The organism is Streptomyces sp. NPDC041135 (assembly GCF_055592085.1).
The window spans coordinates 858,171-877,872 of record NZ_JBVIYZ010000001.1 but is presented as its reverse complement, the minus strand read 5'-3'; the positions used below and the strand labels follow the sequence as shown (position 1 = coordinate 877,872).

Genomic DNA, 19,702 nt, shown 5'->3' with positions numbered 1-19,702 from the left:
CCTGCGCGAGGGCGCCCGGGATGTCCCCGGGCGCCCTCGTCGTCGTTCACGTCGTACGGCGGACGTCAGCCCTTGGTGCTTCCCGACTCGGCCCCGTCCTTCGCCGCGGCGGCGCCGGGGGTGTCCGGAGCCTCGGCGGCCTTGGGGGCGGGATCGGAGGCGTCCGCCGGCTCGGCGGTCGCGGCCGGCTCGGTGCCGTCCGCGTCGGTGCCGTCGCCGCCGGACGTGCCGTCCGCGCCGGACGCGTCGTCGGGGGCGCCCGGCTCGACCACGGTTTCCCGGCCCGGCCGCTTGCGCGCCGACACCACGATGTAGGTCACCGCGAGCAGGAACACGACGATCGCGGTCCAGTCGTTGAGGCGCAGGCCCAGGACGTGGTGGGCGTCGTCGACCCGCATGTACTCGATCCAGCCGCGGCCCGTGCAGTAGGCGGCGACGTACAGGGCGAAGGCCCGGCCGTGGCCCAGCGAGAAGCGGCGGTCGGCCCAGATGACGAGCAGACCGACGCCGACGCACCACAGGCTCTCGTACAGGAACGTCGGGTGGTAGTGGCCCGGCACCCGGCCGCCCTCGGAGGAGGTGATGTCCAGCGCCCAGGGGAGGTCGGTCCTGCGTCCGTACAGCTCCTGGTTGAACCAGTTGCCCCAGCGGCCGATGGCCTGCGCGAAGGCGATGCCGGGCGCGATGGCGTCGGCGTACGCGGGCAGCGGGATGCCCCGCCGGCGGCAGCCGATCCAGGCGCCCACCGCACCGAGCGCGATCGCGCCCCAGATGCCGAGACCGCCCTCCCAGACCTTGAAGGCGTCCACCCAGTCACGCCCGTCGCTGAAGTACAGCTCGTAGTCCGTGATCACATGGTAGAGCCGGCCGCCGACCAGGCCGAAGGGCACGGCCCAGACCGCGATGTCGGCCACCGTGCCGGACCGGCCGCCGCGGGCGATCCAGCGCCTGTTGCCGAGCCACACGGCGACGAAGACGCCGATGATGATGCAGAACGCGTAACCGCGCAGCGGAATGGGGCCGAGGTACAGCACCCCGCGCGACGGGCTGGGAATGTAGGCAAGTTCCATGGCAGGGTCGACGCTACCGTGCCGCGCCGGGCCCACGGCGGGCAGCCCGGCTACGGCTCCATAACAGGGCGTGGGAAACGCTCACCCCTGCGCGGCCGCCTCCACCATCTGCTTGAGCTTGGCCGGGGTCATCGACGCGTCCTGGTAGATGTTCTTGCCGTCCAGCAGCACGGTCGGCGTGCCGGAGAAGCGGCCCGCCTGGAACGCGGCCTGGGACCTGGTCACCCAGCCGTTGTGGGTGCCGTTCTTGACGCACGCGCGGAACGCGGGCGTGTCGAGGCCCTGGACCTTGCCCGCGAGGGCGATGAGCTTCGCGTCGTCGGCGAAGGCGTCGTCGGTCTCCTTGGGCTGGTTGGCGTAGAGCACGTCGTGGTAGTCGATGAACTTCCCCGCGTCCTGGGCGCAGGCCGCGGCGTTGGCCGCGTGCCGGGAGCCGCTGCCGCCGAGGTTGCCGTCGATCAGCGTGACCAGGTGGTACTGGATCCTGACCTTGCCGGCGCCGGTCAGCTCGTGCAGCGTGGGGCGGTACGCCGTCTCGAAGGCCTGGCAGGCCGGGCAGCGGAAGTCCTCCCACACCGTGAGCGTCGGCTTCGCGCCGTCCCGGCCGACCGGGATGGCGAGGCCGTCCTTGCCCTGCGCGCCGGACGGCGCCACCACCGGGCCCGAGCCGCTGTCACTGTCCTTGCCCGCGTTGGCGGCGACGACGCCGATGACCGCCGCGAGGCCGAGCACGCACACGATGCCCGCGCCCACGATCAGGCCGCGCCGCCGCTTGTCCGCCGACCTCTGCTTCTCGCGCTCGGCCGCCAGCCGCCGGCGGGCGGTGCGCTTTCCGTCACGGTTGTTCTCGCTCACACCCCCAGAACGAACCGGGGAGGCGCAGCGCGCCTCCCCGGTCCCAGGTCCACCCCTTCGAGTGACCGCGGTGCTCACGCCTGCCGGCGCACGCCCTTCGCCAGCTCACCGGCGAGCGCGCGGACCGCGTCCAGGCCGGCCGCGTGGTCGGGGGCGTCCAGCATCCGCTTCACGAACGCGGAGCCGACGATGACCCCGTCGGCGAAGCCGGCGACCTCGGCGGCCTGGGCCGCGTCGGAGACGCCGAGGCCGACGCAGACGGGCAGCGCGGTGCCGGTGGCCCGGGTGCGCTCCACCAGGTCCTGGGCCTGCGCGCCGACCGACGCCCGGGTGCCGGTGACGCCCATCAGGGAGGCCGCGTAGACGAAGCCGCTGCCCGCCGCCGTGATCTGGGCGAGCCGCTCGTCCTTGCTGCTGGGGGCGACGACGAACACGGTCGCGAGGCCGTGCTTGGCGGCGTGCTCCCGCCACAGCGCCGACTCCTGGACCGGCAGGTCGGGCAGGATGCAGCCGGCGCCGCCCGCCTCGGCCAGCTCGGCGGTGAAGCGCTCGACGCCGTAGCGGTCGACGGGGTTCCAGTAGGTCATCACGAGCACCGGCTTGCCGGTGGCCCGGTGGGCCTCCCGGACGGTGCGCAGGACGTCCGCGATCCGGACGCCGCCGCGCAGGGCGATGTCGTCGGCCGTCTGGATGACCGGGCCGTCCAGGACGGGGTCGCTGTGCGGCAGCCCGACCTCGACGATGTCCGCGCCGCCGTCCAGGACCGCCTTGACCGCCTCGATGCCGCCCTCCACGGTCGGGAACCCGGCCGGGAGGTAGGCGATGAGCGCGGCGCGGCCCTCGGCCTTGGTGCGCGCGAGGGTGTCGCTCAGCAGGGGGCCGTTGCCGCCGGTCGATGCAGTCCCGCTCACTTCGCGTCCCCCTCGATCTCGGCGGTGTCGGCCGCGTCGGCGGCCACCTCGGCGTCGGTGTCGTACAGGCCGAAGTACCGGGCGGCGGTGTCCATGTCCTTGTCGCCGCGCCCGGAGAGGTTGACGACGATCAGCCCGTCGGGGCCGAGTTCGCGGCCGACCTCCAGGGCGCCGGCGAGGGCGTGGGCGCTCTCGATGGCCGGGATGATGCCCTCGGTGCGGGACAGCAGGAGCAGGGCCTGCATGGCCGCGTCGTCGGTGACCGCGCGGTACTCGCCCCGCCCGCTGTCCTTGAGGTAGGCGTGCTCGGGGCCGATGCCGGGGTAGTCGAGGCCGGCCGAGATCGAGTAGGGCTCGGTGATCTGGCCCTCCTCGTCCTGGAGCACGTAGGAGCGGGAGCCGTGCAGGATGCCGGGCTCGCCCGCGGTGAGCGTGGCCGCGTGCTCGCCGGTCTCCAGGCCGTGTCCGGCGGGCTCGCAGCCGATCAGGCGGACGCCGCTGTCGGGGATGAAGGCGTGGAAGAGGCCGATGGCGTTGGACCCGCCGCCGACGCAGGCGACGGCCGCGTCGGGGAGCCGGCCGGCCCGCTCCAGCAGCTGGCGGCGTGCCTCGACGCCGATCACCCGGTGGAAGTCGCGGACCATCGCCGGGAAGGGGTGGGGGCCGGCGACCGTGCCGAACAGGTAGTGGGTGCGGTCGACGTTGGCGACCCAGTCGCGGAAGGCCTCGTTGATGGCGTCCTTCAGCGTGCGGCTGCCGGACTTCACGGCGACGACCTCGGCGCCGAGCATGCGCATGCGGGCCACGTTGAGGGCCTGGCGCTCGGTGTCGATCTCGCCCATGTAGATGGTGCAGTCGAGGCCGAACAGGGCGCAGGCGGTGGCGGTGGCGACGCCGTGCTGGCCGGCGCCGGTCTCCGCGATGACCCGGGTCTTGCCCATGCGCCGGGTGAGCAGGGCCTGCCCGAGCACGTTGTTGATCTTGTGGGAGCCGGTGTGGTTGAGGTCTTCCCGCTTCAGGAACACCCGGGCGCCACCGGCGTGCCCGGCGAACCGGGGCACCTCGGTCAGCGCGCTGGGCCGTCCGGTGTAGTGGACGAGCAGGTCCTCGAGTTCGCGGGCGAACTCGGGGTCGGCCTTGGCCTTGTCGTACTCGACGGCGACCTCGTCCACGGCGGCGACGAGCGCCTCCGGGATGAACTTGCCGCCGAACGCGCCGAAGTACCCCTCGGCGCTGGGGACCTGACCCTCCGGGTCGGGGATGAAGAACTCGCTGGGCATGGTGGAACCTCACGGTGAGTGTGTGGAGAAGACACTGATCGCCGTGGGGGCGGGGCTGTGTCAGCCGGCGGCCGGCCGGCCGTGGTCGATCGCGCAGTTCCCGCGCCCCTCGCAGGGGCGCTGCCATCGCCTGCCGTTCACCTGGCCCGGCTCGTCACCGATGACGTACCTCACCCGGCGTCCGTGCACCCGCCTCGCGGGCGCACGGCAGCCGCGGGGCCGGCAGCCGCGCGCGAGGCGGGCGTACGGGTCCCTGGCCGCCAGGGTGATCGTCAGGTTCATCGCCGCTCAGCCTACCGGGGTCAGCCGCGCCCGTGCCGCAGTGCCGGGTGCTCGCCCGCCGCGACCAGGTCGGCGACGGCGGCCTTCGGGTCGCGCCCGGTGACCAGGGACTCGCCGACCAGAACGGCGTCGGCGCCCGCGTTGGCGTAGGCGATCAGGTCGTGCGGGCCGCGCACCCCGGACTCGGCGACCTTGACGACGGTGTCCGGGATCTCCGGGGCGATCCGCTCGAACGTGCCGCGGTCGACCTCCAGCGTCTTCAGGTTGCGGGCGTTGACGCCGATGACCTTGGCGCCGGCGTCCACCGCCCGGTCCACCTCGTCCTCGTCGTGCACCTCGACCAGCGGGGTGAGGCCGATGGAGACGGCCCGCTCGATCAGCGACTCCAGGGCCGGCTGGTCCAGGGCCGCCACGATCAGCAGCGCGAGGTCGGCGCCGTACGCCCGGGCCTCCCACAGCTGGTAGGAGGTGACGATGAAGTCCTTGCGCAGCACCGGGATGTCCACGCGCGCGCGGACCGCCTCCAGATCGGCGAGGGAGCCGCCGAAGCGGCGCTGCTCGGTCAGCACGGAGATGACGGCGGCGCCGCCCGCCTCGTAGTCCGCCGCCAGGGCCGCCGGGTCGGCGATCGCGGCCAGCGCGCCCTTGGACGGGCTCGAGCGCTTGACCTCGCAGATCACCTTGACGCCGTCGCCCTTGAGCGCGGCCACCCCGTCCTTGGCCGCGGGGGCCTGCGCCGCGCGCTCCTTGAGCTCGTCGAGGCTGACGCGCGCCTGCCGCTCCGCGAGGTCGGCACGGACTCCGTCGATGATCTCGTCGAGCACACTCACGCGAGCGGCCCCCTTTCAGACGGTCGTTCCTCGGGTTCTGTAAACCTGCGGTCACTGCGATGGTATCCGCAGGACGGCACGGGCCCCGCATCCGGCCGTCCCGGGTCCCACTACCTGGACGCCCGCCCCGTGATCAAGGATGCAGCCAGCCACCGAACGGCAGGTTCCGGACAACGGTGAAGACCAGCAGCGACGCCCCGACACCCCAGGCCACCGCCCGGCCCGGCTCCGTCCGCACCGGCCGGCCGCGCACCGCGCGGACCACCCAGACGGTCCACAGCACCGCGAAGGCCAGGTAGGCGGCCACACCGGCGGCGTTGTCGTGGAGCGCGGCGAGGAGGTCGCCGTGGACGAAGGCGTGCGCGCTGCGCAGTCCGCCGCAGCCCGGGCAGTACAGGCCGGTGAGCCGGTACAGCGGGCAGGTCGGGTAGTGGCCGGGCTGGTTGGGGTCGACGGTCCCGACGTAGGCGAAGGCGCCGGCGACGGCCGTGAGGAGCCCGGCCGGGACGGCCAGCCGCCCCCACAGGGCGGGGGGCGCCGGCTCGGCGGCGCTGCGGATGTCGGCGTTCACGCCTGGCATTCTGCCCCGCACCGGCGCCGCACGCGCGTGAGGGGCGGCCCCGCACCGTCACCCGGTGCCGGGCCGCCCCTCGGGCGGCGGCGGTGCTCAGCCCTCGGCGTGGGCCGGCTGGGGGGTCGCCTTCGGGGCGCTGTGCGGCAGGGGGCGGCTCTCCTTGGGCGCGCCGAGGCCCATGGCGCGCATGATGAGGCCCACCACGCCGCCGAGGACCACGATCACCATGCCGGCCCAGAATCCCAGCGGCTGGGCCATCACCATGAAGGCGCCCGAGACGCAGAAACCGATGAAGGCGATGATGACACCGGTCCAGGCGGCCGGGGTGTGACCGTGGCTGCTGCCCGCCATGACTTGCTCCTCGATGCTGTGGAAGTGTCGTACGAGTCGTACGTGTCCGGGCCCTGGGTTCGCTCCGGGCCGGACGCTCGTCCTCCATTGTCCCGTACGCACAGGCCCGCCGTGAGCGCGGGTGCCCCCTGGGCGGCGTCTGTTTCGCCACACCGGTCCGCGCGGACGCGGCGGCCGGGCGCTCAGGCTCCGGTGGGGTCCTCGCCGCGGTCCAGGGCCTTCCAGATCTCCTCGGGCCGCTCGGGGTCGGCGGGCCGGGCCGTGCGGCGGGGGCGGTCCGTGCCGCGCTCGTAGCGGCCCGACATCGCGGGCCAGCGCCGGCCGTAGCGCAGCGCGAGCAGTCCGGCGAGCAGGATCAGGGCGCCGCCGGCCGCGGCGACGTAGGGCCAGCCGGTGTGGCTGAGCGCGGCGACCGTGGCGGAGGAGTCGCCGGTGGCCTCGGCGGCCTTCTCGTCCAGCGCGGCGCTGTCCGAGGCGCCGGTCAGGGCCGCGGCGAGGATGCCCGCGCCGGAGAGCGCCAGCAGCGCGGAGACCAGCAGGCGCCCGGCGCGGCGGACGGCGAAGACGGCGACGAGCGCGGCCAGGCCGACTATGGCGAGGGCCGCGGGGACGCCGGTGACGTCGCTGCCCCGGGCGGTGAGCGGCAGGACGCCGCCGGCCACCGCGGCGCTGCCCTCCGACCAGCGCTGCCGGGTCGCGAGCAGGGCCACGGCCGCGCCGAGGGCCCCGCACGTCAGGGCCACGGCGAGGCTGCGCCGGCCGGACCGGTGGGGGGCGGCGGCTTCGGAACGGGGGTGCGGTACGGCAGTCACGTACCCCACTATCCCCCGGACCGCGGACGAACGGTCACCCGGGTGGGGTCAATCACGCCCCGGGTGCGTCACTTTGGTGAGCCCGTTGGCGGTGTGCACCGCGCGCAGCACCGCGGCCGCCTTGTTGCGGCACTCGGTGTCCTCGGCGACCGGGTCGGAGTCGGCGACGATGCCCGCTCCGGCCTGCACGTAGGCCGTGCCGTCGCGCAGCAGGGCGGTGCGGATGGCGATGGCGGTGTCGGAGTCGCCGGCGAAGTCGAGGTAGCCGACGCAGCCGCCGTACAGGCCGCGCCGGGAGGGCTCGAGTTCGTCGATGATCTGCATGGCGCGCGGCTTGGGGGCGCCGGAGAGGGTGCCCGCCGGGAAGCAGGCGGTCAGCACGTCGAAGGCGGTGCGCCCGCCGGCGACCCGGCCGGTGACCGTGGAGACGATGTGCATCACGTGCGAGTACCGCTCGACGGACATGAAGTCGACCACCTCGACCGAGCCGGGCTCGCAAACCCGGCCGAGGTCGTTGCGGCCGAGGTCGACGAGCATCAGGTGCTCGGCGCGCTCCTTGGGGTCGGCGAGGAGTTCGTCGGCGAGGGCCTGGTCCTCCTGCGGGGTGGCACCGCGGGGGCGGGTGCCGGCGATGGGGTGGACCATGGCCTGCCCGTCCTCGACCTTGACGAGGGCCTCCGGGGAGGAGCCGACGACGTCGAAGCCGTCGAACCGGAACAGGTACATGTACGGGGAGGGGTTGGTGGCCCGCAGGACCCGGTAGACGTCCAGCGCGCTCGCCGTGCACGGCGTCTCGAACCGCTGGGAGGGCACCACCTGGAAGGCCTCGCCGGCCCGGATGCGCTCCTTGATGTCCTCCACGGCCGCCCGGAAGTCCGGGCCGCCCCACAGCGCGGTGTACTCCGGCAGCTCGGAGGGCGGCAGCACGGCCGGGGGCTGGGCGACGGGCCGGGAGAGGTCGGCCTCCATGGCGTCGAGGCGGGCCACGGCGTCCGCGTGGGCCTCGTCCACGCCGCTGTCGAGGTCGTTGTGGTTGATCGCGTTGGCGATCAGCAGGACCGTGCCCTCCCAGTGGTCCATGACGGCGAGGTCGCTGGTGAGGAGCATGGTCAGCTCGGGCAGGCGCAGGTCGTCGTGGTCACCGGCGCCGATCTTCTCCAGGCGGCGCACGATGTCGTAGCCGAGGTAGCCCACCATGCCGCCGGTGAAGGGCGGCAGGCCCTCCTGGTGCGGGGTGTGCAGGGCCTCGACGACGGCGCGCAGGGCGGCGAGGGGGTCGCCGTCGACGGGGGCGCCGACCGGCGGGGAGCCGAGCCAGTGGGCCCGGCCGTCGCGGGCCGTCAGCGTGGCGGCGGAGCGTACACCGACGAAGGAGTAGCGAGACCACTGGAACGCGGTGCGGCCGTTCTCCGCCGACTCCAGCAGGAAGGTGCCGGGGCGTTCGGCGGCGAGCTTGCGGTAGAGCGCGACCGGGGTGTCACCGTCGGCGAGGAGCTTGCGCGTGACCGGGATGACCCGGCGGTCGACGGCGAGCTTGCGGAAGGTCTCGATGTCCATGGCGGCTGACCTTACTGATCCGCGGGGTCCGGACACGCGCGCGGGACGCCGGCACCGGCACCGGCCCCGTCGCCGCCGGCGTCCCTCACCAGCACGTCGGCGTCGAAGCAGGTGCGGTCGCCGGTGTGGCAGGCGGCGCCCACCTGGTCGACCTTGACCAGCACGGTGTCGGCGTCGCAGTCGAGGGCGACGGACTTCACCCGCTGGACGTGGCCTGAGGTGTCGCCCTTGACCCAGTACTCCTGGCGGCTGCGCGACCAGTAGGTGCAGCGGCCGGTGGTGAGCGTGCGGTGCAGCGCCTCGTCGTCCATCCAGCCGAGCATCAGCACCTCGCCGGTGTCGTACTGCTGGGCGATGGCGGGCACGAGGCCGTCGGCGCCGCGCCTGAGGCGGGCGGCGATCTCCGGGTCGAGGCTGCTGGGCCGGGGGGTGCCGGTCGTACGGGTCATGGGGCCATTGTGCCGCGCGGCACCGCCGGAGCCGGGCCGTGTCCACTGTCCGGACCCCGGGCGCGGTCGTAGGCTGACTTCATGTCGACCTTCGCCAAGCGTGAACGGCTCCTGCTCGCCGACCTCTTGGAAACCGTGGGCCCGCAGGCACCCACCCTCTGCGAGGGCTGGCGGGCCCGGGACCTGGCCGCCCACATCGTGGTGCGCGAGCGCCGCCCGGACGCGGCCGGGGGCGTGCTGGTCAAGCAGCTCGCCCCGCGTCTGGAGCGGGTGATGGCGGAGTTCACCGCGAAGCCGTTCGAGGAACTCCTCCAGCTGATCCGCACCGGGCCGCCGCGGTTCTCGCCGTTCCAGCTCAAGCAGGTCGACGAGGCCGCGAACACGGTGGAGTTCTACGTCCACACCGAGGACGTCCGCCGCGCCCAGCCGGACTGGACCCCGCGCGAGCTGGACCCGGTCTTCCAGGACACCCTGTGGTCCCGGCTGGAGCGCACCGGGCGCCTGCTGGGCCGGGGCCTGCCGACCGGCCTGGTGCTGCGCCGCCCCGACGGCCAGACGGTCGTCGCGCACCGCGGCGCCCCGGTCGTCACGGTGACCGGTGAACCGTCCGAGCTGCTCATGTTCGCCCACGGCCGGCACGGCGCCGCCGCGGTGGAGGTGGCGGGGGACACGGCGGCCGTCACCGAGCTGCGGGAGTCCAAGCGGCTCGGCATCTGAGAGGACAGCCATGATCAAGGTCGCGATGACCGGTGTGTACGTCGACGACGTGGCGAAGGCCCACGCCTTCTACACGGACGTCCTCGGCTTCGAGACCCGGCTGCACATGGACCTCGGCGACGGCACCCTGTTCGTCACCGTCGGCGCGCCGGACGGTGCCCAGCGGGACCTCCAGCTGCTGCTGGAGCCCGGCGACGGCCCCGTGGCCGAGCCGTACCGCCGGGCCCTGTACGACAGCGGCATCCCGAGCATCGTGTTCTCGGTGGACGACATGGGGGCCGAGTACGCGCGGCTGCGCGGCCTGGGCGTGCGGTTCGCGCACCCGCCGCAGGAGCAGGGGCCGGTGATCGCGGCGGTGCTGGACGACACGGTCGGCAACCTGGTCCAGCTGACCCAGCCGAAGCCGGGCTGACCGGCGGCGCCGGCCGGGGCGGGGCGGGCCGCAGCGCGGTCGCCGCCGTCAGCGGGGCAGTTCGGCGCGGCGCAGAGCGGGCACGGCGAGGGCGACGACCCCGCCGAGGCCGCAGACGGCGGCGCTCGCCACGAACACCGGCCCGGGCCCCCAGGCACCGATCGCGGCGGCCGCGAGCGGCATGCCCAGCGGCGCCAGGCCGAGGCTGACCAGGCCGGACACCGCCGTGACGCGGCCGAGGTACGCCGGGTCGGAGAGGGTCTGCACCAGGGCGCCGCACAGGACACCGCTGAGCCCCGCGAGCAGCCCGATCAGCAGGGCCACGCCGACGGCCGCCGGGAGTGCCGGCACGTACGCCAGGGCGCCGATGGCGACGGAACCGGCGAGGATCGCGCACCCGGCGACCGTTCCGGCGCGCGGCAGCCGGCCCCGGACGGTCAGCAGCAGGGAGACGGCGCCCGCGCCCGCGCCGAACCCGGCGAGCACCCAGCCCATCCCGGCGGCGCCCCAGCCGCGCCGGTCGGCGAGCAGGGCCAGGCCGACGTTGAGGGGGCCGACGAACCCGATGTCGCCGAGGGCGATGGTCAGCATCAGCGGGGCGAGGACGCGGTGACCCCGGATGTACGCCAGCCCGTCCTTCAGCTCGCGCCAGGCACCCCTGCCCGCCGCCGCGCCCGTACCGTCGGTGGGCAGCTCCCGCATCCGGACCCCGAGCAGCAGCGGCACCGACACGGCGATGAGCAGCCCGGCCAGTGCGAAAGCGGCGGCGGCGCCGCCGGCCGCCACGCCCAGGCCGCCGAGCGGGGCGCCGACGACGCCCGCGAAGCGGATGGCGAGGCCGCGCATGCCCTGGACGCGGGCCAGCTGGCCGGGGCCGGTGATCCTGGCCGGCAGGGCGCCCACGGCGGGCATGAACACGGCGTCGACGGTGCCGAAGACCAGCGCCAGCAGGGCCAGCGGCCACAGTCCGGGGCTGGTCAGGAACAGCAGCGCGGCCACCGCGAGGACGGCGGCGCAGCGCACCGCGTCGCTGGCGACGACCACCCGGCGCGGTCCGAACCGGTCGGCGACCACTCCCCCGCCCAGCATCAGCACCGCCCGCGGCAGCGCGCTGACCGACATCACGACCCCGGCCTGCGAGGCCGTGCCGCTGCGCACGGCGGCCCAGGACAGGGCGATGTAGTAGACGCTGTCGCCGAGCATCGAGGCGGTGTAGGCGCCCAGCCAGCGCAGCACGTTGGCATCACGATGGGCGGGCCGTCCGGCGGAGACGGAGTCCGCGGGCACGAGCGTATCGGTCACTGGGGGGTCCTTCTCAGACGCGGAACGGGAAGCCGTACACGTGCAGTGCGACGTTCTCGCGCCCTTCGGTGTCACCGGCGGCCTCGGCAGCCCGGCCCTTCTCGTCGTACTTCCGGGCGAGGGCGATCAGCTCGGCGCGCAGCTCGCCGAGTTCGGCGGATGTCAGGCGCAGCAGGGACTCGCTGTCCGGGGCGGCGGCGTTCCACTCGGCGCCCCAGGCCGGGCGCTCGTCGAGGTAGCGGCGGTACATCTCGGCGCGCTGGTCGTGGAAGAGGCGGGTGGCCGCGAGGTGGGCGGCCGCCTTCTCGGGGGCGTCCCGGAAGTCGCCGTCCCGGATGCTCACCCCGTCCGACGCGGGCCGCCACCAGCGCTCGCGTCCGTCGGCGCTCTGTGGCTCGGCCTCCTCGACCAGGCCGTGCTCGGCGAGCTTGCGCAGGTGGTAGCTGACCAGGGAGACGGCCTCGTCGACCTGTTCGGCGAGGTGCGAGGCGGTCGCCGTGCGGGAGACGCACAGCAGCCGGTACAGCCGCATGCGCAGCGGGTGGGCGAGCGCCTTCAGCGTGCCGACGTCGGTGATCCGGTGTTCCCGCTCACGTGCCATGCGCATGACTGTAGATGCGCAGGAAAAATTGCACAACTAATCTTGCGCAACATCCGATCACGCGCGACTCCTCGTGCCGGTCCAGGGCGCAGCCTCCGGGGCCGCGGCGCGGAAGGCCCCGGACGCCCTTCGGGGCGTCCGGGGCCGGAGGTCGGCGGGCGGGTCAGCGTACGGGGTGGCCGGACTCGCGGAGGGTCTGCTTGACCTCGCCGATGCGCAGATCGCCGAAGTGGAAGACCGAGGCGGCGAGGACCGCGTCCGCGCCCGCGTCGACGGCCGGCGGGAAGTCGGCCAGCCGGCCCGCTCCGCCGGAGGCGATCACCGGGACGGTGACGTGCTTGCGGACGGCCGCGATCATCTCCAGGTCGTAGCCGTCCTTGGTGCCGTCGGCGTCCATGGAGTTCAGCAGGATCTCGCCCGCGCCCAGTTCGGCGGCCCGGTGAGCCCACTCGACGGCGTCGATGCCGGTGCCCCTGCGGCCGCCGTGCGTGGTGACCTCGAAGGACCCCGTCGCTGTGCGCCGGGCGTCCACGGAGAGGACCAGCACCTGGCGCCCGAAGCGCTCGGCGATCTCCCGGATCAGCTCGGGGCGGGCGATGGCCGCGGTGTTGACGCCCACCTTGTCGGCACCCGCCCGCAGCAGCCTGTCCACGTCCTCGGCCGCGCGGACGCCGCCGCCGACCGTCAGCGGGATGAACACCTGTTCCGCGGTGCGGCGCACCACGTCGTACGTCGTCTCCCGGTTGCCCGAGGAGGCGGTGATGTCCAGGAACGTCAGCTCGTCGGCGCCCTCGGCGTCGTACACCTTGGCCATCTCGACGGGGTCGCCCGCGTCGCGCAGGTTCTGGAAGTTGACGCCCTTGACGACCCGGCCGTTGTCCACGTCCAGGCAGGGGATGACTCGGACCGCCAGGGTCATGAAGTCACGGCTCCTTAACGGCCTTCAGCCTCTGAATGCTTCCACTTCGACTTCGACCAGGATGCGCGGGTCCACGAAACCCTCCACGACCAGCAGGGTCGAGACCGGGCGCACCGGGTCGAACAGTTCCTTGTGGGCCCGGCCCACGGCGTCCACGTCCCGGGCGTGGGTCAGGTAGATCCGGGTCCTGAGCACGGACTCGGGGCCGAGCCCGAACTCCGCGATCGCCTCCAGGGCGCTGGTGAAGGCCACCTTGGCCTGCTCGTACGGGTCGCCCTCCCCGTACAGCACGCTGCCCTTGAAGGACGTGGTGCCCGCCACCAGGACCCGGTCGCCCGCCGCCACGGCGCGTGCGAACCCGAAGCTGTCTTCCCAGGGACTCCCGCTCTGCACACGCCGTACGGCATCGGTCATGACGACACAGCCTCCAAGGCCTCTTCCAGGGTGAACGCCTTCGCGTACAGCGCCTTCCCGACGATGGCGCCCTCGACACCGAGGGGCACCAGCCCGGAGATCGCCCGCAGGTCGTCCAGCGAGGACACGCCGCCGGACGCCACCACGGGGCGGTCGGTCGCGGCGCACACCGAGCGCAGCAGCTCCAGGTTGGGGCCCTGGAGGGTGCCGTCCTTGGCGATGTCGGTGACCACGTAACGGGCGCAGCCCTCGGTGTCGAGGCGGGCCAGCGTCTCGTAGAGGTCGCCGCCGTCGCGGGTCCAGCCGCGGCCGCGCAGGGTGGTGCCGCGCACGTCCAGGCCGACGGCGATCTTGTCTCCGTGCTCGGCGATGACCTTCGCGACCCACTCCGGGGTCTCCAGCGCGGCGGTGCCGAGGTTCACCCGGGTGCAGCCGGTGGCGAGGGCGGCGGCGAGGGTGTCGTCGTCGCGGATGCCGCCGGACAGCTCGACCTTGATGTCCATGGCCTTCGCGACCTCGGCGATCAGCGCCCGGTTGTCCCCGGTGCCGAACGCGGCGTCCAGGTCGACCAGGTGCAGCCACTCGGCGCCCGACCGCTGCCAGGCGAGGGCGGCGTCCAGCGGGGAGCCGTACGACGTCTCGGTCCCGGACTCGCCGTGCACGAGGCGGACGGCCTGGCCGTCGCGGACGTCGACGGCGGGGAGGAGTTCGAGCTTGGCCATGGTCTACAGGGTTCCGATCCAGTTGGTGAGGAGCTGGGCACCGGCGTCGCCGGACTTCTCGGGGTGGAACTGGGTGGCCCACAGGGCGCCGTTCTCCACGGCCGCGACGAACGGCTTGCCGTGCGTCGACCAGGTGACCTTCGGGGCCGCGATCGCCGGGTTGTGCGACTCCAGCGCCCAGTCGTGGACGGCGTAGGAGTGCACGAAGTAGAAGCGGGCGCCGGCGTCGAGGCCGGCGAACAGCTCGGAGCCGGCCGGCGCGTCGACGGTGTTCCAGCCCATGTGGGGCACGACGTCGGCCTGGAGCGGTTCGACCGTGCCGGGCCACTCGTCGAGGCCGTCGGCCTCCACGCCGTGCTCGATGCCGCGGGCGAACAGGATCTGCATGCCGACGCAGATGCCCATCACCGGCCGGCCGCCGGACAGCCGGCGGTCGACGATCCAGTCGCCGCGGGCCTCACGCAGGCCCCGCATGCAGGCGGCGAAGGCGCCGACGCCGGGCACCAGCAGGCCGTCGGCGTTCATCGCCCGGTCGTAGTCACGGGTGATCTCGACGTCGGCCCCCGCGCGCGCGAGGGCGCGCTCGGCGGAGCGGACGTTGCCGAAGCCGTAGTCGAAGACCACGACCTTCTTGGTGCCGGTGCTCAATTCCACACCTCCAGCCGGATGACGCCCGCGACGAGGCACATGGCCGCGCCGATGGAGAGCAGCACGATGAGGCTCGTGGGCATCTTCTGCTTGACGAAGGAGACGATCCCGCCGACCAGGAAGAGACCGACGACGATGAGGACGGTGGACAGACCGTTCATGGCTCTACAGGGCGCCCTTCGTGGACGGGAGGATGCCGGCCGCGCGCGGGTCGCGCTCACTGGCGTACCGCAGTGCCCGGGCGAGCGCCTTGAACTGGCACTCCACGATGTGGTGGGCGTTGCGGCCGTAGGGCACGTGGACGTGCAGGGCGATCTGGGCCTGGGCGACGAAGGACTCCAGGATGTGCCGGGTCATCGTGGTGTCGTACTCGCCGATCATCGGCGCCATCTTCTCGGGCTCGGTGTGCACGAGGTAGGGCCGGCCGGAGAGGTCCACGGTGACCTGGGCGAGGGACTCGTCCAGCGGGACGGTGCAATTGCCGAAGCGGTAGATCCCCACCTTGTCGCCGAGCGCCTGCCGGAAGGCGGCGCCGAGCGCGAGGGCGGTGTCCTCGATGGTGTGGTGGGAGTCGATGTGCAGGTCGCCCTCGGTCTTCACGGTGAGGTCGAAGAGGCCGTGCCGGCCGAGCTGGTCGAGCATGTGGTCGTAGAAGCCGACGCCGGTGGCGATCTGGGTGCGGCCGGTGCCGTCGAGGTCGATCTCGACGAGGACCGAGGTCTCCTTGGTCGTGCGCTCCACGCGCCCCACGCGGCTCATACCTTCAGCTCCTTCTTCAGCTCACGGACCGCGTCGAGGAACGCGTCGTTCTCTTCGGGGGTGCCGGCGGACACCCGCAGCCACCCCGGTACGCCGTTGTCCCGGACCAGGACGCCCCGGCCGAGGATGCTCCGCCAGGCCCGGTGGGCGTCGTCGAAGCGGCCGAACTGCACGAAGTTGGCGTCGGAGTCCACGACGTCATAACCGGCCGCGCGCAGCTCGGTGACCAGCCGGTCGCGTTCCGACTTCAGCTGCTCGACGTACTTCAGCAGCGTGTCGGTGTGCTCCAGGGCGGCCAGGGCGGTCGCCTGGGTGATCGCCGAGAGGTGGTACGGCAGCCGCACCAGCTGGACGGCGTCCACGACCGCCGGGTGCGCGGCGAGGTAGCCCAGGCGCAGTCCGGCCGCGCCGAACGCCTTCGACATCGTCCGGGACACGACGAGGTGCGGCCGGCCCTCCAGCAGCGGCAGCAGCGAGTCGCCGTGGCTGAACTCGACGTAGGCCTCGTCCACGACGACCATCGACGGCCTGGCCGCCTGCGCCGCCTCGTAGAGCGCGACGACGGTGGCGGGCGGGACCGCGCTGCCGGTGGGGTTGTTGGGGGTGGTGAGGAAGACGACGTCCGGCCGGTGCTCGGCGAGGGCCCTCTCGGCCGCCGGCAGGTCGATGGTGAAGTCCTCGCCGCGGGGGCCGGAGATCCAGCCGGTGCCGGTGCCGCGCGCGATGAGCGCGTGCATGGAGTACGACGGCTCGAAGCCGATGGCGGTGCGCCCGGGTCCGCCGAAGGTCTGCAGCAGCTGCTGGATGACCTCGTTGGAGCCGTTGGCCGCCCAGACGTTCTCCAGGCCCAGCGGGTGACCGCCGGTCCTGGTCAGGTAGCGGGCCAGCTCGGTGCGCAGCTGCACCGCGTCCCGGTCGGGGTAGCGGTTGAGGTCCCGGGCGGCCTCGCGCACCCGCTCGGTGATCCGCTCGACCAGGGGCTCGGGCAGCGGGTAGGGGTTCTCGTTGGTGTTCAGCCGTACGGGGACGTCCAGCTGGGGCGCGCCGTAGGGGGACTTGCCGCGCAGCTCGTCCCGTACGGGGAGATCGTCGATTCCGAAGTTCACTTGCCCGCCGGTACCTTCCACCCGAACCTCGCCTTGACCGCCGCGCCGTGCGCGGGCAGGTCCTCCGCCTCCGCCAGCGTCACCACGTGGTGCGCGACGTCGGCCAGCGCCTCGCGCGTGTAGTCGACGACATGGATGCCGCGCAGGAAGGACTGCACGGACAGCCCCGAGGAGTGGCAGGCGCAGCCGCCGGTGGGCAGCACGTGGTTGGACCCGGCCGCGTAGTCGCCCAGTGACACCGGCGCCCAGGGGCCGATGAAGATCGCGCCCGCGTTGCGGACCCGGTCGGCCACGGCGGCCGCGTCGGCGGTCTGGATCTCCAGGTGCTCGGCGCCGTACGCGTCGACCACCCGCAGGCCCTCCTCGATCCCGTCGACCAGCACGATCGCGGACTGCCTGCCGCGCAGGGCCGGGACGATCCGGTCCTCGACGTGCTTGGTGGCCTCCACCTGCGGCTGGAGTTCCTTCTCCACCGCGTCGGCCAGCTCGGTGGAGTCGGTGACCAGGACGGCGGCCGCGAGCGGGTCGTGCTCGGCCTGGCTGATCAGGTCGGCGGCGACGTGCACGGGGTCGGCGGTGGCGTCCGCGAGGACCGCGATCTCGGTGGGGCCGGCCTCGGCGTCGATGCCGATGCGGCCGGTGAAGAAGCGCTTGGCGGCGGCGACCCAGATGTTGCCGGGGCCGGTGACCATGGTGGCGGGGGCGCAGGACTCGGTGCCGTAGGCGAACATCGCGACGGCGGTGGCACCGCCCGCCGCGTACACCTCGTCGACGCCGAGCAGCGCGCAGGCGGCCAGGATCGTGGGGTGCGGCAGCCCGCCGAACTCCGCCTGGGGCGGGGACGCCAGCGCGACGGAGGGCACGCCGGCCTCCTGCGCGGGCACCGCGTTCATGATCACGGAGGAGGGGTAGACCGAGCGGCCGCCCGGTGCGTACAGCCCGACGCGGTCGACGGGCACCCACTTCTCGGTGACGGTGCCGCCCGGCACGACCTGGGTCGTGCGGTCCGTGCGGCGCTGGGCGCGGTGCACGAGGCGGGCGCGGCGGATGGACTCCTCCAGGGCCGCGCGCACGGCCGGGTCGAGGGCCTCGAGCGCGTCGGTGAGCGCCTGTGCGGGGACCCGGACGGATTCCAGCCGGACCCCGTCGAACCTCTCCGCGAAGTCGATCAGCGCCGCGTCGCCCCGATGATGCACGGCCTCGCAGATCGGGCGCACCTTCTCCAGGGCGGCCGAGACGTCGAAGTCGGCTCGGGGCAGCAGGTCGCGCAGGGCGGGTCCCTCGGGAAGGGCGTCGCCGCGCAGATCGATTCGGGAGATCACGTACCCAATTCTCTCAGACCCCGGCGCGCGGCCGTCCGCGCGTATCAATGGCTGATACAGAACCTGGCTGGAACCCGGACACTCATCCTCACTTTGAGTGTTCGAAGCGTCACTCAGCGGGCATGAACGGGTGTACGAAACAGGTGACCCGCGAGTAGCTCCCCGGGGCGGGAGCGCCCTCCGCGGGGCGCCGGGAACACCGAGCCGGCGGGAGGAGCCGTGACCGAGGAGTCCGGTGCGCACGCCGGGGAGCCGCCCGAGGACCTGACCGCGGCCGAGGCGGGCATGTGGCAGGCCTTCCGCAACGGCAGCGTGTACGACCTGAGCAGCGGGGACGCCGTGGTGGACGACCCGCACGGCGGGCGCCCCTGGGGGCCCGGGCGGAGCGTGCGGGCGCGCGTCATCTGCTGGCTGCTGCTGGACGGGCCGCCGGCGCTGGCGGGCCGGGTCGCCGCGCTGAAGCTCGCCGGCATCCGGGTCACCGGCACGCTCGACCTGGCGGGCGGCACGGTCACGCCGTACCTGGAGCTGCGCGGCTGCCGCTTCGACGAGCAGGTCCTGCTGCCCGAGGCCCACTTCGCGACCGTACGCCTGGTGGACTGCTCGGTGCCGCGCCTGGAGGCGGCGCGGGTGCACACCGAGGGCGACCTGCACCTGCCGCGCTGCCGCTTCCCGGGCGGGGTGCGGCTTACCGACGCCCACATCGGCACCGACCTGCTGCTCAACCAGGCGGTGGTGGGGCCGGACCGCAGCGGCCGCTCGATCGCCGCGGACGGCCTGAACGTCGGCCAGGACCTCCAGGCGGAGCTGCTGGAGTCGCACGGCGAGCTGAGCCTGCGCGGCGCCGCGGTGGGCGTGTCCCTGAGCCTGCGGGGGGCGAAACTGGTCAATCCCCGCGCGCGCCTCGCCCTGAACGCCCCCCAGCTGACCGTCGGGCGGACCCTGTACCTGACCCCGGCCGGGGTCGGCAATCCGCTGCTGAGCGGGGTGACGCCCGCGCGCGGGACGCGCATCCAGCGGTTCGAGTGCCAGGGCGGGCTGCGCCTGGACGACGGCCGGTTCGGGGACGCGGTGGACCTGGAGCGGGCGCGGTTCGCCCTGGGCGACGACCAGGAGCTGTCGCTGCGCCGCGTGCAGACGCCCGAGCTGCGCTTCCTCGGCGAGAAGCCGGAGCGCGGCAGGGTGGTGCTGTCCGGCGCGCGGGTGGTGAACCTGGTGGACCGCGCGAGCAGCTGGCCCGGTCCCGGCCGGCTGCACATGGGCGGCTTCGGGTACGAGAACCTCGTCCCGCACGGCCCGTTCCCGCTGACCCGGCGGCTGGAGTGGGTGGCGGCGGCCACGGCCGAGTACAACCCGGAGCCGTACGAGCGGCTGGCCGCGGTGCTGCGCGCGGCCGGGGAGGACGAGGACGCGCGCGAGGTGCTGCTCGCCAAGCAGCGCAGGCGCCGCGAGACGCTGCCCCTGGCCGCTAAATGCTGGGGCTTCCTCCAGGACTGGACGGTCGCCTACGGTTACCGGCCGGGCCGGGCCGCGGTGTGGATGGCGGTGCTGTGGGCGGCGGGCGCGCTGGCCTTCCGGCACGCCGACCACCCGCCGGTGAACTCCGGCGGCCATCCGGCCTGGAGCCCCGCCCTGTTCGCCCTGGACCTGCTGCTGCCGGTGATCGACCTGGGCCAGGCCGGCCAGTGGCAGCTGCGCGGCGGCTGGCAGTGGCTGGCGGCGGCGCTGGTCCTGCTGGGCTGGGTGCTGGCCACGACGGTGGCGGCGGGGGCGACCCGGCTGCTGCGGCGGGGCTGAGGACGCCCGGCG

General features: G+C 73.8%; 24 protein-coding genes. 3 read left to right on the top strand and 21 right to left on the bottom strand.

What is annotated here, in order from left to right:
* Positions 1 to 65: 65 nt before the first annotated feature.
* From lgt to hisI, 11 genes are all read right to left on the bottom strand, one after another.
* The gene (gene lgt, locus ACZ6CZ_RS03955) at positions 66 to 1,070 is read right to left on the bottom strand and encodes a prolipoprotein diacylglyceryl transferase (RefSeq protein ID WP_469014170.1); all 1,005 of its coding nucleotides are present in this window, start codon (positions 1,068 to 1,070) and stop codon (positions 66 to 68) included.
* Positions 1,071 to 1,151: 81 nt separating this feature from the next.
* On the bottom strand, positions 1,152 to 1,925 hold the full coding sequence (locus tag ACZ6CZ_RS03950) for a DsbA family protein (protein WP_469014168.1): 774 nt from the start codon (positions 1,923 to 1,925) through the stop codon (positions 1,152 to 1,154).
* Positions 1,926 to 1,999: 74 nt separating this feature from the next.
* Entirely contained in the window at positions 2,000 to 2,836 is an 837-nt protein-coding gene (gene trpA, locus ACZ6CZ_RS03945) for a tryptophan synthase subunit alpha (RefSeq protein WP_469014166.1), read from the bottom strand.
* On the bottom strand, positions 2,833 to 4,116 hold the full coding sequence (gene trpB, locus ACZ6CZ_RS03940; RefSeq protein WP_469014164.1) for a tryptophan synthase subunit beta: 1,284 nt from the start codon (positions 4,114 to 4,116) through the stop codon (positions 2,833 to 2,835). Before trpB ends, trpA begins: the two co-directional genes overlap by 4 nt.
* A gap of 60 nt (positions 4,117 to 4,176) precedes the next feature.
* The gene (gene trpM, locus ACZ6CZ_RS03935) at positions 4,177 to 4,398 is read right to left on the bottom strand and encodes a tryptophan biosynthesis modulator TrpM (RefSeq protein WP_469014162.1); all 222 of its coding nucleotides are present in this window, start codon (positions 4,396 to 4,398) and stop codon (positions 4,177 to 4,179) included.
* A gap of 20 nt (positions 4,399 to 4,418) precedes the next feature.
* Positions 4,419 to 5,228 (bottom strand): indole-3-glycerol phosphate synthase TrpC, encoded by an 810-nt coding sequence (trpC, locus tag ACZ6CZ_RS03930; protein WP_469014160.1) that lies wholly within the window; start codon positions 5,226 to 5,228, stop codon positions 4,419 to 4,421.
* A gap of 133 nt (positions 5,229 to 5,361) precedes the next feature.
* Positions 5,362 to 5,808, bottom strand: coding sequence for a DUF2752 domain-containing protein (locus tag ACZ6CZ_RS03925; RefSeq protein ID WP_469014158.1), 447 nt, complete (start codon positions 5,806 to 5,808; stop codon positions 5,362 to 5,364).
* Between the two features lie 87 nt (positions 5,809 to 5,895).
* Positions 5,896 to 6,153: an HGxxPAAW family protein gene (locus ACZ6CZ_RS03920; protein ID WP_469014156.1), complete on the bottom strand. Its 258-nt coding sequence runs from the start codon at positions 6,151 to 6,153 to the stop codon at positions 5,896 to 5,898.
* A gap of 182 nt (positions 6,154 to 6,335) precedes the next feature.
* A complete protein-coding gene (locus tag ACZ6CZ_RS03915; RefSeq protein WP_469014154.1) occupies positions 6,336 to 6,974 on the bottom strand; it encodes a TIGR02234 family membrane protein in 639 nt (212 codons plus the stop codon).
* 39 nt (positions 6,975 to 7,013) lie between these two features.
* Positions 7,014 to 8,522, bottom strand: a complete 1,509-nt coding sequence (locus ACZ6CZ_RS03910) for an anthranilate synthase component I (protein ID WP_469014151.1) — start codon at positions 8,520 to 8,522, stop codon at positions 7,014 to 7,016.
* A gap of 11 nt (positions 8,523 to 8,533) precedes the next feature.
* Positions 8,534 to 8,971, bottom strand: a complete 438-nt coding sequence (hisI, locus tag ACZ6CZ_RS03905) for a phosphoribosyl-AMP cyclohydrolase (protein ID WP_469014149.1) — start codon at positions 8,969 to 8,971, stop codon at positions 8,534 to 8,536.
* Between the two features lie 81 nt (positions 8,972 to 9,052).
* Here hisI and ACZ6CZ_RS03900 point away from each other — a divergent pair, with 81 nt between their 5' ends.
* Positions 9,053 to 9,688, top strand: coding sequence for a TIGR03085 family metal-binding protein (locus ACZ6CZ_RS03900; RefSeq protein ID WP_469014147.1), 636 nt, complete (start codon positions 9,053 to 9,055; stop codon positions 9,686 to 9,688).
* A gap of 10 nt (positions 9,689 to 9,698) precedes the next feature.
* Positions 9,699 to 10,100: a VOC family protein gene (locus tag ACZ6CZ_RS03895; protein ID WP_469014145.1), complete on the top strand. Its 402-nt coding sequence runs from the start codon at positions 9,699 to 9,701 to the stop codon at positions 10,098 to 10,100.
* A 48-nt stretch (positions 10,101 to 10,148) separates the two neighbouring features.
* Here ACZ6CZ_RS03895 and ACZ6CZ_RS03890 read toward each other — a convergent pair whose 3' ends face one another.
* The 10 genes from ACZ6CZ_RS03890 to hisD all read right to left on the bottom strand — a co-directional run bounded on the left by ACZ6CZ_RS03890 (position 10,149) and on the right by hisD (position 17,893).
* Positions 10,149 to 11,402: an MFS transporter gene (locus tag ACZ6CZ_RS03890; protein WP_469014144.1), complete on the bottom strand. Its 1,254-nt coding sequence runs from the start codon at positions 11,400 to 11,402 to the stop codon at positions 10,149 to 10,151.
* Between the two features lie 13 nt (positions 11,403 to 11,415).
* Entirely contained in the window at positions 11,416 to 12,003 is a 588-nt protein-coding gene (locus ACZ6CZ_RS03885) for an ArsR/SmtB family transcription factor (protein WP_469014142.1), read from the bottom strand.
* Between the two features lie 163 nt (positions 12,004 to 12,166).
* Positions 12,167 to 12,922 carry an imidazole glycerol phosphate synthase subunit HisF gene (gene hisF / locus ACZ6CZ_RS03880; protein WP_469014140.1) on the bottom strand — a complete coding sequence of 252 codons (756 nt, stop codon included), beginning with the start codon at positions 12,920 to 12,922 and terminating at the stop codon, positions 12,167 to 12,169.
* A gap of 24 nt (positions 12,923 to 12,946) precedes the next feature.
* On the bottom strand, positions 12,947 to 13,336 hold the full coding sequence (locus tag ACZ6CZ_RS03875) for a RidA family protein (protein WP_469014139.1): 390 nt from the start codon (positions 13,334 to 13,336) through the stop codon (positions 12,947 to 12,949).
* Complete coding sequence (gene priA, locus ACZ6CZ_RS03870) at positions 13,333 to 14,058, bottom strand: bifunctional 1-(5-phosphoribosyl)-5-((5-phosphoribosylamino)methylideneamino)imidazole-4-carboxamide isomerase/phosphoribosylanthranilate isomerase PriA (RefSeq protein ID WP_469014138.1); 726 nt, start codon at positions 14,056 to 14,058, stop codon at positions 13,333 to 13,335. The genes ACZ6CZ_RS03875 and priA overlap by 4 nt, the downstream gene beginning before the upstream one ends.
* A 3-nt stretch (positions 14,059 to 14,061) precedes the next feature.
* A complete protein-coding gene (gene hisH, locus ACZ6CZ_RS03865; protein ID WP_469014136.1) occupies positions 14,062 to 14,712 on the bottom strand; it encodes an imidazole glycerol phosphate synthase subunit HisH in 651 nt (216 codons plus the stop codon).
* Entirely contained in the window at positions 14,703 to 14,867 is a 165-nt protein-coding gene (locus tag ACZ6CZ_RS03860) for a hypothetical protein (RefSeq protein WP_469014135.1), read from the bottom strand. Before ACZ6CZ_RS03860 ends, hisH begins: the two co-directional genes overlap by 10 nt.
* A 4-nt stretch (positions 14,868 to 14,871) precedes the next feature.
* Positions 14,872 to 15,465 (bottom strand): imidazoleglycerol-phosphate dehydratase HisB, encoded by a 594-nt coding sequence (hisB, locus tag ACZ6CZ_RS03855; protein WP_469014133.1) that lies wholly within the window; start codon positions 15,463 to 15,465, stop codon positions 14,872 to 14,874.
* On the bottom strand, positions 15,462 to 16,571 hold the full coding sequence (locus ACZ6CZ_RS03850) for a histidinol-phosphate transaminase (RefSeq protein ID WP_469014132.1): 1,110 nt from the start codon (positions 16,569 to 16,571) through the stop codon (positions 15,462 to 15,464). The genes hisB and ACZ6CZ_RS03850 overlap by 4 nt, the downstream gene beginning before the upstream one ends.
* A complete protein-coding gene (hisD, locus tag ACZ6CZ_RS03845) occupies positions 16,568 to 17,893 on the bottom strand; it encodes a histidinol dehydrogenase (RefSeq protein ID WP_469014131.1) in 1,326 nt (441 codons plus the stop codon). The genes ACZ6CZ_RS03850 and hisD overlap by 4 nt, the downstream gene beginning before the upstream one ends.
* Positions 17,894 to 18,112: 219 nt before the next feature.
* On the opposite strand from hisD, the gene ACZ6CZ_RS03840 reads away from it, so the two are divergent.
* Positions 18,113 to 19,690: an oxidoreductase gene (locus ACZ6CZ_RS03840; RefSeq protein WP_469014129.1), complete on the top strand. Its 1,578-nt coding sequence runs from the start codon at positions 18,113 to 18,115 to the stop codon at positions 19,688 to 19,690.
* Positions 19,691 to 19,702 lie beyond the last annotated feature (12 nt).